The 12,967-nt window shown below is 26.4% G+C and carries 16 protein-coding genes; 7 read left to right on the top strand and 9 right to left on the bottom strand.

Features of this window, described 5'->3' with window-relative positions:
* Window positions 1-190: 190 nt before the first annotated feature.
* Window positions 191-484 carry a DUF1540 domain-containing protein gene (locus QX51_RS00080; protein WP_039677855.1) on the bottom strand — a complete coding sequence of 98 codons (294 nt, stop codon included), beginning with the start codon at window positions 482-484 and terminating at the stop codon, window positions 191-193.
* A gap of 287 nt (window positions 485-771) precedes the next feature.
* Here QX51_RS00080 and QX51_RS00075 point away from each other — a divergent pair, with 287 nt between their 5' ends.
* Window positions 772-1,044 carry a phage holin family protein gene (locus QX51_RS00075; protein WP_039677854.1) on the top strand — a complete coding sequence of 91 codons (273 nt, stop codon included), beginning with the start codon at window positions 772-774 and terminating at the stop codon, window positions 1,042-1,044.
* A 109-nt stretch (window positions 1,045-1,153) separates the two neighbouring features.
* Window positions 1,154-2,059 carry an alpha/beta hydrolase gene (locus QX51_RS00070; RefSeq protein ID WP_039677853.1) on the top strand — a complete coding sequence of 302 codons (906 nt, stop codon included), beginning with the start codon at window positions 1,154-1,156 and terminating at the stop codon, window positions 2,057-2,059.
* Between the two features lie 202 nt (window positions 2,060-2,261).
* Here the strand turns inward: QX51_RS00070 and QX51_RS00065 are convergent, their stop codons facing one another.
* Window positions 2,262-3,017 carry a glycosyltransferase family 2 protein gene (locus QX51_RS00065; protein ID WP_052232776.1) on the bottom strand — a complete coding sequence of 252 codons (756 nt, stop codon included), beginning with the start codon at window positions 3,015-3,017 and terminating at the stop codon, window positions 2,262-2,264.
* 150 nt (window positions 3,018-3,167) lie between these two features.
* Here QX51_RS00065 and QX51_RS00060 point away from each other — a divergent pair, with 150 nt between their 5' ends.
* Together QX51_RS00060 and deoD are read left to right on the top strand one after the other, a co-directional pair.
* Complete coding sequence (locus tag QX51_RS00060) at window positions 3,168-3,800, top strand: hypothetical protein (RefSeq protein ID WP_039677852.1); 633 nt, start codon at window positions 3,168-3,170, stop codon at window positions 3,798-3,800.
* A 186-nt stretch (window positions 3,801-3,986) separates the two neighbouring features.
* Window positions 3,987-4,706: a purine-nucleoside phosphorylase gene (deoD, locus tag QX51_RS00055; RefSeq protein ID WP_039677851.1), complete on the top strand. Its 720-nt coding sequence runs from the start codon at window positions 3,987-3,989 to the stop codon at window positions 4,704-4,706.
* 53 nt (window positions 4,707-4,759) lie between these two features.
* Here deoD and lexA read toward each other — a convergent pair whose 3' ends face one another.
* The 3 genes from lexA to QX51_RS00040 all read right to left on the bottom strand — a co-directional run bounded on the left by lexA (window position 4,760) and on the right by QX51_RS00040 (window position 7,423).
* Window positions 4,760-5,392, bottom strand: coding sequence for a transcriptional repressor LexA (gene lexA / locus QX51_RS00050; protein ID WP_039677850.1), 633 nt, complete (start codon window positions 5,390-5,392; stop codon window positions 4,760-4,762).
* A gap of 122 nt (window positions 5,393-5,514) precedes the next feature.
* Window positions 5,515-6,696 (bottom strand): tyrosine-type recombinase/integrase, encoded by a 1,182-nt coding sequence (locus QX51_RS00045; protein WP_039677849.1) that lies wholly within the window; start codon window positions 6,694-6,696, stop codon window positions 5,515-5,517.
* 466 nt (window positions 6,697-7,162) lie between these two features.
* Window positions 7,163-7,423, bottom strand: coding sequence for a stage V sporulation protein S (locus QX51_RS00040; RefSeq protein ID WP_039677848.1), 261 nt, complete (start codon window positions 7,421-7,423; stop codon window positions 7,163-7,165).
* Between the two features lie 264 nt (window positions 7,424-7,687).
* Between QX51_RS00040 and QX51_RS00035 the strand changes: the two genes are divergently transcribed.
* On the top strand, window positions 7,688-8,044 hold the full coding sequence (locus QX51_RS00035; protein WP_039677847.1) for a PH domain-containing protein: 357 nt from the start codon (window positions 7,688-7,690) through the stop codon (window positions 8,042-8,044).
* 59 nt (window positions 8,045-8,103) lie between these two features.
* Here QX51_RS00035 and QX51_RS19190 read toward each other — a convergent pair whose 3' ends face one another.
* Complete coding sequence (locus QX51_RS19190; RefSeq protein ID WP_052232775.1) at window positions 8,104-8,691, bottom strand: hypothetical protein; 588 nt, start codon at window positions 8,689-8,691, stop codon at window positions 8,104-8,106.
* Between the two features lie 202 nt (window positions 8,692-8,893).
* Here QX51_RS19190 and QX51_RS00025 point away from each other — a divergent pair, with 202 nt between their 5' ends.
* A complete protein-coding gene (locus tag QX51_RS00025) occupies window positions 8,894-9,160 on the top strand; it encodes a hypothetical protein (RefSeq protein WP_039677846.1) in 267 nt (88 codons plus the stop codon).
* 22 nt (window positions 9,161-9,182) lie between these two features.
* Here the strand turns inward: QX51_RS00025 and QX51_RS00020 are convergent, their stop codons facing one another.
* The 3 genes from QX51_RS00020 to QX51_RS00010 form a co-directional block, all read right to left on the bottom strand.
* Window positions 9,183-9,920: a hypothetical protein gene (locus tag QX51_RS00020; protein ID WP_052232774.1), complete on the bottom strand. Its 738-nt coding sequence runs from the start codon at window positions 9,918-9,920 to the stop codon at window positions 9,183-9,185.
* A gap of 130 nt (window positions 9,921-10,050) precedes the next feature.
* The gene (trmB, locus tag QX51_RS00015; RefSeq protein WP_039677845.1) at window positions 10,051-10,707 is read right to left on the bottom strand and encodes a tRNA (guanosine(46)-N7)-methyltransferase TrmB; all 657 of its coding nucleotides are present in this window, start codon (window positions 10,705-10,707) and stop codon (window positions 10,051-10,053) included.
* Window positions 10,708-10,775: 68 nt separating this feature from the next.
* Entirely contained in the window at window positions 10,776-11,108 is a 333-nt protein-coding gene (locus QX51_RS00010) for a Fe-S cluster assembly protein HesB (RefSeq protein WP_039677844.1), read from the bottom strand.
* A gap of 527 nt (window positions 11,109-11,635) precedes the next feature.
* Here QX51_RS00010 and QX51_RS00005 point away from each other — a divergent pair.
* Complete coding sequence (locus QX51_RS00005; protein WP_039677843.1) at window positions 11,636-12,760, top strand: tyrosine-type recombinase/integrase; 1,125 nt, start codon at window positions 11,636-11,638, stop codon at window positions 12,758-12,760.
* Window positions 12,761-12,967: the final 207 nt, after the last annotated feature.

Raw genomic sequence — 12,967 nt, 5'->3', positions numbered from 1 at the left:
TTAATTTCATATCTATAGCTTTCCATTTTATTTCTGGTGAGTAGTGTACTCTTGTACTCATAATAAAATAACCTCCTTTAAAATCATACATATAGTATGTTTCAAAAGAGGTTGTTTTATTTATTCCTGTGTAAAGGGTTCACTTCAAAATAATCTACCTGATGTTTTTTGCTTATTAATATTGTAAGTATTAATAAGATATGAATGTATCACAATTTGCATTACTATAGTTAATTTGAACGCTAGAAGCTGTACAAGTTCCTGCACTATTATATTTACATTTCTTAGCCATACAGTCTATATCTGTAGATGTAGTGAATGAATTACTTGTGCAGTTCATCAAATCATTTTTGTTTGAGTTAAAAGTAGCGCATGTTGTTCCAGTTGTAGTTGAAGCAGTATCACCTTGTATTTGAATATTTCCTGCATAGCATATTCCTGAATTATTATAAATGCAATTGTCAGCTGAACAATTTAATGTCATTATATGTACCTCCACTTATTTTTTTATTATTATTTGCAAGAATTTGAGTTTCATTCTTTTTATGTAAAATATTAGATATTTTGTATAATAAAACATCTAATATTAATTTAAACTAGATATATTTAATATTTCTGCACTTTTTGTGCTATTCTAGAATATTTTACATAAAAGATATATTTTTAATACTAGATATATTTAATATTTCTGCACTTTTTGTGCTATTCTAGAATATTTTACATAAAAGATATATTTTTAATATGTCTACCTTTATGCAAGGAGGGAAGATGATGGATTTAGAATTTTTGTTGAATTATGCACAGCCAGTTATAATTGGCATATGTCTTTGTGTTGGATATGTGATAAAATCTAGTTTAGATTTTATACCAAATAAATATATACCTTTAATAATGATGGTATTGGGACTTGTAGTAAATATATTGATTAATAAAGGGATAGATGCTAATATTGCACTTGCGGGTATGTTTAGTGGTTTGACAAGTACAGGATTGCATCAAACTTTTAAGAATTTGATTAAAAAAGAAGATTGTAATAAAGAATAATATAAAAAAGAATATAAACGAATATAATAATATTCTATTCGTTTATATTCTGATTTCAATATGCTATAATGCTATTATATTTGAAAAAGAAAGGAATTTGCATATAGTTATGTTTATATTAGTCATTTTAATTATAATTGTAGTAATACTTATTTGTGTATCTTATAAATTATATAATTATGCATTAAATCCTAATAGCTCTAAAAAAGGTATCTTTAATAGTAAGAATAAAAATAAACCAAGAAAAGAAGATTTTTGGATTAATGAGTATAATGAAAAAAATAGCGTATATATTAATTCATTTGATAATTTAAGATTACATGCATATGAAATAAAAGAAAATAAAAGTAATAAATGGGCTATAACAGTTCATGGTTATACTACAAATGCAGAGTATATGAGTAGTATAGCTTATAGATATCATACATTAGGATATAACGTCATAATACCTGATTTAAGAGGTCATGGGCAAAGTGAAGGTAATTACATAGGTATGGGTTGGCATGATAGGTTAGATATCATAAAATGGATAGATTATATCTTAAAACAAGATGATAGTGCACAAATTTTGCTACATGGAATTTCCATGGGTGCTGCAACTGTTATGATGGTTAGTGGAGAAGAGTTACCTAAAAATGTAAAGGTTATTGTTGAAGACTGCGGTTACACATGTGCCAAAGAGCAGCTTTCTTATAAGTTAAAAGATATGTTTAAAATGCCAGCATTTCCGTTACTGAATATATGTAATATAATAACTAAAATAAAATCGAAATATTTTATAACAGAAGCTTCAGCTATTAATCAAATAAAAAAAACAAAAACACCGATATTGTTTATTCATGGTGACAAAGATAAGTTTGTACCATTTTATATGTTAGATGAGCTATATGATGCTTGTAGTGCACCTAAGGATAAACTAATAATTAATAATGCAGGTCATGCAAAGTGTGAGAAAGTAAATAGTGATTTGTATTGGGAGAAAGTAATTGCTTTTATAAGTGAATATATGAATTAGCAAAAAGCACAGGATAGAGAACTATTCTGTGCCTTTTTTATATGCATTATTTTTAAGTGAAGATTGTAGCACTTCTAAATTCATTAATTGATCAAAAGTATAGTTATAATTTGATGAATTAGCCGAAGAAATAAATTTATGACATGATGCAAAGTTTTCAAAAATTATTTTTAAGCTTTTATATTCACTTATTAAAAATATATTAATAATAATAATTACTATATATACTTTTATAGTTTAAAAACAATCTTATAATACCATATGCCTTAACATAATCATTTTGTGTGCTAATTGAGTAATTTCTTACAATGCTTGTTTTTCGTATTCTATAGTAGTATAGAGTATCACTAATAATAGATATTTTTTTTGCTTTATAAAACAAATCACACATGACAGAAATATCTTCGTATTTTATATCTGGAAATTCTAAATTATCAAATAAATCTTTTTTCCATAATTTATTCCATAAATAAGAATGTATAAGGTTATCTGGTATTAGAGATTTCAATATATCATGGCTAGAGTATAGTCCAGAGCTTTTTTTATATATTACTGGTAATTTTAAATTTGCATTATCATAATATCTATAAAAATTACAAATAACTATATCGGCATCTGTATTACAACTTTCGTTATAAAGTCTTTCTAAGTAATTGTATTCTATATAATCATCACTATCAATAAATACAATATAATCACCTGACACATTTTTTAATCCCGTATTACGAGCACTGGCAACCCCTTGATTGCATTGATAAATCACCTTACAATTTGTGATTATATCTTCATATTTTTTTAATATTTCATAGGAATTATCTGAAGAGCCATCATCTATACAAATAAGTTCATAGTTTTTAAAACTTTGATTATGTATGGAGTTCAAACATTCTTCTAAATAAGGGCTTGTATTATGTACAGGTAGTATAATACTAATAATTGGTTTAGTTTGTTTGAACATAATTAAGTCCACCTTTCATAAGAACTATCTCTTAGAAGTATATCATATAATATGGAAGAATAATTAATAAAAATGTATAAAAATATATATATCTTCATAATAATTATAATAGTTTAATGAAAATTATTTTATTCACAGGGAGGTTTATTAATGTCAAAAGAAGAGGATAGAACTTATAAGAATATTCAAGATTGGGAAGAGAAGATCATAAAAATTTTTCCTGTTGCTATTCCCAATGAATGTGCATGGTTTGATGAGATAGATATTTTGAATGTATTATTCACATTATGTAGCGATAAGGTAGCAAATATATTTTATCCAGAAGGTAAAAAGCTAGGATTATATGGAGTTGACTTTTCTAGCGAGGATAAATGTATAGAACTTATTACAGATAATACTATTGATATAGTAAGACCTCAGAAGCTTTCTTTCCACTATTATGATGAAGCTTTTGAATGGAGTTATTTTAGATTGGAAACAGACAATTTAAAACAAATATGTAATATTAAAAATAAACTACATAAAGAGGCACTAATATGTTTAGATGATGGAGAATATATAGATATTTTAGAAGGTATAAAAAAGTACGGCGATAAAGATGAACTAGATAATTTAATGATTGATGATGCCAGACTAGTTAATAGGTATTTAAAGAAATCATCCTTCTTGATATTTGCTAGAAACTCATATTTCAAAGACTTTTATAATAAATCATTTAATACGTATTCTGATGAGGAGCTATCAAGTATGATTGAAAACTTAATGCTAAATGGTAATGTTTAAACTATATTACTTAATTTACATTACTTAATTTACATAAATGAACTTATGTTTCTTATATAAAAAATTACAATATTGATATAGCAATTAAAATAAATTTATATGTTTACATTAAATTGTGTGTATAATATAATAGAGTAGAATAACAGATACATATAAAAAGTATGTAACAAAATAGGAGGAAACACTATGAGCAAATCACCAGTTCCAACACCTCATATAGGGGCACAAGTTGGAGATATAGCTGAAACAGTATTATTACCAGGAGATCCACTAAGAGCTAAATTTATAGCAGAAAATTTCTTAGAAGATGTAACAGAGTACAATACTGTAAGAGGAATGTACGGCTATACAGGATACTATAAAGGTAAAAGAATATCAGTTCAAGGTTCAGGAATGGGAATACCATCTATAGGAATATATTCATTTGAATTAATTCATTTCTATGGAGTTAAAAATCTTATAAGAATAGGTTCTGCTGGAGCATTAAGCGACAAATTAGACCTTTATGATATAGTTATAGGAATGGGAGCTTGTACAGATTCAAACTTTGCTTCTCAATATAACTTACCAGGTACATATGCACCTATAGCTAGCTATGATTTAGTTTCAAAAGCTGTAGAAGTTGCAAAAGAACAAGGTACAGATGTTCATGTAGGAAACATATTATCAAGTGATGTGTTCTACAGTGACCAAGGATTTGAAGATTTAAAATCTTGGAAGAAAATGGGCGTTATGTGTGTGGAAATGGAAGCTGCAGGACTTTATATGAATGCTGCTAGAGCAGGAGTTAATGCACTTGCTATACTTACTATATCAGACTGTCCTCTTGAAGGTAAGGCTACATCTTCTCATGAAAGACAAGTAGCATTTACTAAGATGATGGAAATAGCTTTAAATTTAGCATAATAATAAATAATTATTATAAAACAAAAAGTCTTCTACTTTTAGTAGAAGACTTTTTATAATGTCCTAAAAACACCTTTTACGATACCAACAATTTCAATATTTCGCTCATCTAAGATGATAGAATCCATAAATTCATTTTCTGGTTGAAGCCTAACTAATCTATCTTCTTTAAAGAATCTTTTAACAGTGGCATATTCACCATTTATTAAAGCTACAACTATCTGAGAGTTAGAAGCATGATTATTTTTATCGACAATCACATAGTCTTTGTCTAGTATTCCAGCTCCTATCATACTTTCACCTTTAACTTTTAGTATAAAGTTATCTCTACCTTGTACTAAAATAGAAGGTAATGGAATGTACTCTTCGATGTTTTGCTCAGCAAGTATTGGTTCGCCAGCTGTAATTTGACCTACAACAGGAATCTGAATTATCTCTTGGTTCATACCTGTAACATCATCCGTAGAGTTAGTGTTTAATATTTCAATTGCTCTTGGCTTTGTAGGATCTCGTCTTATATAACCTAATTTTTCTAGTTTATTTAGGTGTGAATGAACAGTTGATGTAGATTTTAATCCAACTGCAGAACAAATTTCTCTTACTGAAGGTGGATAACCTTTAGCTAATTGTTGTTCTTTTATAAATTCAAATATCATTGCCTGTTTATTTGTTAAATCTAAATACATAAAATCACTCATTTCCTATTTAGTATGTTAATAGTTATCTATAATAACTATCATATATATATATTGTATCACATAGAAGCTAATGACACAAACATTTGTTCTTGATTCTATATATTATATAATTAATCGTTATTTTTATCGTTAATTATATTTATTTCTTTATCTTCATCTAATAAATCTTTATTGTTTTCATCTATCCATTCAAAATTATTGACAATATCTCTTTTTATATTCTTTTTATGTGCAGCATATAGTTGTGTAGTAGTTACATTGTCATGATCTAATAATGTTTTTACATCATAAATAGAAAATCCAGATTGTATAAGAGAAGTGGCAGCAGTTGCTCTTAACTTATGTGGACTATAGCCATTATCCCTAGTTGTGTTCATACAGATGGAAGTATATTTCTTTACTAATTGTCTAATTGATTTTGGAGTAAGACGTTTTTTTTGTAAGGATAAAAAGAGAGCATCTTTAACTTCCTCATTTAATAACTCACTATTTGGTCTTTCGTGGTATATATAGTCCTTTACCACATACTCACAAGTTTTATTAATTGGCATCAAGACTTCTTTGCCTCGTTTTCTATAAATCTTAAATTCGCCTCTAGAAAAATTAAAAGAAGAAATATTTAATTCTCGAAGTTCATTTAATCTAAGACCATATGTAACAAATAAAGCTAAAATAGCCTTGTCCCTTAGTTTAGTTTTCTCCCAATAGATTAATTCCTTATCTGTTAATCCTTGGCCGCTTTCTACGGCGTCTAACATTTTAGCAACCTCATCTATGTCAAGTCTCTTTATGGCATCTGGCTGAGGCTTAGGAAGCTTTATAGGGTTAAAACCATCTGTAATGTTATTATCAAGTTGCTCATTTCTATATAAAAATTTAAATAGAGTAGAGATGGATGATTTTTTTCTAGCTAAAGCTCGGTTATTATTTTCGTAGATTAACGTAGTACTATTTCTTTCTCTATAATATCTAGGGCAATAATCTCCTAAAAATAAGTTAACATCTCTAGCTTTAATATTATTAAATTCTTCAAGTGTGATTTCTTCAGTTGATTTAGCATTTGATAATTCAGTTTCATTAACTATATAATCACAGAAAAAACATATATCTTCTAAGTAAGCAGATCTTGTAGAAACGGCTACAGAACCTTTTAGATATATGAAGTAGTCCTTCATAAAAGGAGGAAGCTTATTTTCGAAAGAGATACATTTTTCTATAAGTTCATGTTCCTTTAAAACTATGTTATTTGGTTTGTCTGATTTATTATTAATTTTTAATGTTTTTTTACTCATATAAAATACCACCTTAAAAACAATTATCTTAAATGAAAATACCATAAAAATGTGAGAGTTACAATAAAAAAATAATTAAATGATTATAAAAATAGCAAGAATATGGATTATAATAAAAATGACAAAAAAGAGTACTTTTATTAATAGTAATGGCTAACTATTCCCTAAATATACATTTAGAAACTAGTATAATATACCACTCTTTTTATAATAATAATGACTTTAATCAGAATTATGCTTATTATTTTATTTTGACTATATTTATTATTTAAACTTAGGCACTGGCACTTCTAGATATCTATATATAATGAACTTTTAACAAATATGGTTATTTGATTAAGGTTATATTTATAAAATAAATAATCTTCGAATTCTTTACTAATGCATATTTTAGTCATTTTTATTTATTTCAAAAAAATATAATCATGTAGATCTCCCACATGATTATATCTAAAACAATTCCATACTATCTAGGCTCTATAATTAACTTTATAGCAGTTTTTTGTTCGCCATCGATTTCTATATCAGTAAATGCAGGTACACAGATTAAATCAAGCCCGCTTGGAGCAACAAAACCTCTTGCTATAGCGATAGATTTTATTGCTTGATTTAATGCTCCTGCACCAATTGCTTGTATTTCTGCACTTCCCTTTTCCCTTAGTACCCCTGCTAGAGCTCCAGCTACAGAATTAGGATTAGACTTTGATGAAACTTTTAATACTTCCATTTCAATATCCTCCTTGATTTGTTTTAAAACAATTTTTAATTTCAATTTTTTTTACATGAATATTATGATAAAAATAATAATTTAAAGTACTAATAAATCTAACTTAGTATTTATTTCTATACATAATATATAAATACCTTTTTTTATAATGAAATAGTTTTTGCCGATTATGTAGTTATTTATTGATGCAATGTAGCTATATCAAATATAATATATTATAAAGGGGTTATAAAAATATATATTTGATATTTGAGGAGGAACTAAATGAAACTTTGTCATTTTAACTATTTTCTAAAAGAAAATGAAAAAATAACTTTTTTTACTGAGTGTAAATTAAAAAGTATTACTGCTTTTGATATACTAGATACAGAAGGCTTATTGTTAGCTTCTGATAGAAGGTTAATCTTTTGTAAATTGATTGGAGATCATCCTCATTTGCTACAGTCATATGAATATAAGTATATATCGTCTTGTTGTATAAAAGAAAACGGCGATGATATATATTTGTATATGAAATATAACGGAGATCCTATTAAAATAATGGGACTTGATAAACCTATATATGAGGATATCATTAATTTTATTTCTTCAGGTGACAAGGTTAACTATAATGCTCTTTAAATATATTACATAAACCATTATTATAAATAGTATAAAAATTATGCTTCATAATTTTTATACTATTTTTCGATTGTGTCTTCTCTTTTTAATTTAGAAACATAATCTTGAGATAAGCCTGTTACTTCTGTAATAAAATTAATATTTGCATTTTTATTTAATAGGTTGATTGCCATTTCTGTTTTTGTAGATAAAAGTTGCTCGCTAGCATGTTTTGATTCTGTATTATCTTGATCTATATCAGTGTTTGCTACATATTTACTATTAAGCTTGAATCTGAAGTGTTTAAATGCATATGATAAGTCTTTAAGTAGCAATAATAAAGCTGGTATAATAAAATAAATACTGCACCCTAAAATACCTACTAATATAGTTAAGTAAAGTAAAACAGAATTAATTTTTGTTAATTCAATATTTATTATTTTTTTCTGACCCATATTTGGTATTGCTAAAAGTATAGCCATTATAAATGTTAAAAAACATAGTGGATATAATATGTAACTGGCCAATATGCCATTAAAACTGATTATATCGAAATTGCCGTCTAAATTGGAGTAGATTAGTAAATCACCTTTTAGATAACAATAGATACAGGAGACTATTCCTAGAATACCTCCGCAGGCTTGAGAATACCATTGATAAAATTTCATCTAACTATCCCCTTTTTAAAAAATATTAATATGTATATAAATGTATTTCTATATCTTAACTATAAAAGTATATGAAACAAAAATAAAAAATATCTTTAAATTTATTATAAAAAGTTATATAATCTTATTGCGATTTATAAATAAAAGTAAATACTCACTTGGCTAATATTTTATGCTGCTAAGTAGAGGGGAGATAAGTGAAATGAACAATATGGAATTTATTTATAAAGTTTTATTTCTTGCGTTTTCTATAATGTGGGCAGGGAATATATTATTATTTAGATCTGAAAGGCAGATAATAATTAATCCATTGTTAATTATTATTGCAGCAATTCTAGTGGTTTTACCTGATACTAAAGAAATTTTTAGTATTGATGTTGAAGAAGCTAAATCAACCCTGTATATAATTTATTATGTGGTAGTTGTATGGGGGCTGATAATAACTAGAAGGAAAACTGATTTATTCTAAAATAAAAAGGCATATAGCCTTTTTATTTTACAACAGTTTTGATTATAACGGTTGATGATGTATATTTATTCTCGCTTAGGCTTGCAATTATATAATAAGTACCCTCTTTGGTAAATGAGATATAACCATCTTTAGATATTGTTGTTAGAGCTGGATTATTTGTTTGTATATATAGTTTACAATTTTTAGATAGCTCCTTTGAAGGCTCCCAATAATTAGCGTAGTTATCTATTGACTTATATAATAAGCTTCTTATATTTATTTTTTCGTTTTTAGATAAAGATATATTTGTTTTATTACTGCATAATTCATATTGTGACTTCTCTGATGGAATAAAATTCAAATCGTGATCTACTTCTACACTTTTCTTTTCTAATGATTCAACCACATTACTTTCTGTTAGATAATTATTTTCTATGTTTATGTATTTGATGCTATTTAGATTTAAAATTTCTTTTGGTAATGTTTTTATGTTATTGTTCCAAAATATAAAAGAATCTATACTTTCTAATGTTGATATGCCAGTTAAATCTTCTATATTTTCTTTGCTTGCATAAAACTCTCCATCTAAAGATTTTAACTTAGATAAAGTTATATCTTCGTTAGGGAAATAAGCATATATTACATCTCTAAAGTTACTATCAGGGAATATATCTGTTAACTCTTGTTTAGTAAGAGGGATATTTTCGTTTTTTAGTGGAACCAAACCCATTGATAGTGTTAATAATATAAATAATGAACATAATTTTAAAATTTTCATTTAATAAAAAACCTCCCATAAAAATAGTATATTACTAAATTTCTATGGAAGGTTTTTATTCCCTTGTACCTTGTGTCTACTTTCGTACAATATATTAATGTATATTTCTACTTGATTTTATGTTTTTACATTATTTTAATGTATTTATTACTTTTTGTGCTTCACATCTATATATTTTAAGGCCTTGAGATGTAAACTTATCTTCATATTCTGTTGTTATATTTTCTATATCTTCATTATTTGCTAAGTCTAATGAAATATTTTTTAATTTCCAAGGATTGTTACAAAATTCATTTAGCGTAAATTCAAATAATTTCTCGTTATCAGATTTAAAATGTACTTCTCCATCATCCTTTAATATATTGAAATATTTTTGTAAAAAGTTTGTATGTGTTAATCTTCTCTTTGACCATCTTTTCTTAGGCCATGGATCGCAGAAATTTATATATACTCTTGATAGTTCTTTCTTATCAAAGTAATCTTCTATTTTATTAACATCACCCCAGATGAAAGTTATATTTGTTAAATTGTCGTTAGCAGCTTTCTCTACAGCTTTTAATAAGACCTCTTCTTTTATCTCCATAGCAATATAGTTTATATTTGGATTTAATTTTGCTAAAGTAGTGATAAATTTACCTCTACCAGTTCCGAATTCAGCATGGATTTCATTGTCATTTTTGAATACTTCATTCCAATGACCTTTTAGACTTTCTATATCTTCTCTCTTTACATAATTTTCATAACTTAATAGTTTTAAGTCAGAACCTTTTTTCTTTCTTCTTCTCACTAATCTCTACTCCTTTGGTACAAAATAATAGAGTACTAGAATATTCTACTAGTACTCTATATAAATAATTAACAGTCGCAACCGCCTGAACAACCAGAGCAACCTCCGCCACCGTTAGAAGGCATATTTTCAACCATAACAACAAATCCTCTGTTTGGCATTTCTTGAATGATTACATTACCGTATGTTAAGAATTCATCTTGGTTCATTATAAAGTGTATTCCCTCTAAGTCGTAAGATACATCTTCGCCTTCTATCTCGTTATCAAGAGCTAAAGCGAAGTTTGGTCCTGAACAAGCGAAACCTGCAAAGTAAACTCTTACGTTATGTGGTTTATCTTGGTTATCTGATATTATTTCTTTTAAAGCGTTTATTGCTGATTCTGGTGCAAATACTTTCATATTTATTCCACCTTTCTATTTGTAGTTTAATTACCTTATATAAGTATACAATAAAATCCAAACTATTTAAATAAGAAGCTATTAAATATTTAATTTTCTATATGATGTTTATTAAATTGTATACGAGATTTAATTTATATTTTTAACAAAAATTTGTATTTATATAACTCATTATGATTATATAAATGTTATGAAATTTATAAATTGTGAGTTTATAATATGCTTAATAAGAGTGTTATAATACTAATTTGTATGCTTAAATATCTTTGAAAAATATATGTAGTTATACAGGTTTCTAGCTGTGTATTTTGTGAATTTTAATAATATGCTAGGTGTATCTCAATTATAAAGACATAAAATAAGTAGTTTTATACGAAAATATTAAAAAGATTGAAATTTCAACAATTATAAATATGGATTATAACTATATGTCAGTAGTAAGTCAGTATTTTTTTTACTTTTTTTCTAAGTTTTGTGGTAAAATATATTTATAAATATTTAAGGCAATATATGAGGAGCGTTATAAAATGAGCATAGTTTTTTTAAGAAAAAGAAGCAAAAATTACATAGTTTATTTAGAGTATTTAGATAAAGAAACAAATAAAAAGAAACAAAAAAATATGGGTTCTTATCCATTAAAAAGAGATGCAACTAGAAGATTAAATGAAATAAAAGAAGAGATTTATAAGGAAGAATTATTACTTCCTAACGAGATGATTATGGAAGATTTCATCATAGATTTTCTAGAAAAATATAAGACAAATTTATCAATCACTACTTACAATGTTTACATGAGGACTTGTAAAAAATATATAATCCCTCTTCTTGGAGATATAAAATTATCTGATATTAGACCTATACATATACAAAATTACGTGGATGATTTAGTAGGTTTATTATCACCAAAGACTATAAAAATACATTTAAACATTCTTAATTTAGCATTCAAAAGAGCTTACAGATTAAAGTTGATTAAAGAAAATGTTGTTCAATACATAGAAGTTCCAAAGAGCAAAAAGTTTAAAAATGAGATTTATAATTCAGAAGATATGAGACTTTTATTAGAAAAAAGCAAAGGTACTTCTCTAGAATTACCTATAGTTATAGCTAGTGGTTTAGGGCTGAGAATATCAGAAATCTTAGGTCTTACTTGGAACAACATAGATTTCAATGATTATACTATTACAGTAGATAAAATAACTGTTCGAGATGGCGGCAAAGTTATATTAAAAGACCCTAAAACAGAATCATCTGTCAGAACTATTACAGCCCCAAAAGAGATAATATCCATGTTGAAACAACTTAAAAAAGATAGATTATCAGACAAATTAAGAGGAGAAAAATCACATAGAGAGCTTATCTTTTATGACAAAAACCTAGAGCCCATAGCTCCAGATGTAATAAGCAAGAAGTTCAAATACTTCTTAGAAGTTAATAATTTAAAACATATAAGATTTCATGATTTACGTCACTCCCATGTTACTATGTTGATAGAGGCTAAAGTTCCTATAAAAGTTATTTCTGAAAGGGTTGGACATTCAAGTGTAAATACAACTCTTAATATTTATTCTCATGCACTTAAGGAAATGGATCAAGAAGCTTCAGAAAAGATTTCTAATACTTTATTCAATGGAGATAGAAAAATGGGTTAGTTTATAGATGCAAAAATAATTTTTAAGTGATCGGAAAATCTAACGATTTTAATTAAGTTTTAAAGGTGTTGGAATATTGTTTTTATATAAATAGTCGTTAAAGAAGTAAATTTCTCTTAGATTTGATTTAAATAGATATTCTAGTAAAATATAATATGAATGAATAATTAACAGAAGAAAAAGTTACCATAATAATATTATGGCTAA

Source organism: Terrisporobacter othiniensis (genome assembly GCF_000808015.1).
GTDB classification, from domain to species: Bacteria; Bacillota; Clostridia; order Peptostreptococcales; family Peptostreptococcaceae; genus Terrisporobacter; species Terrisporobacter muris.
This window is presented reverse-complemented; position numbering and strand designations above follow the sequence as displayed.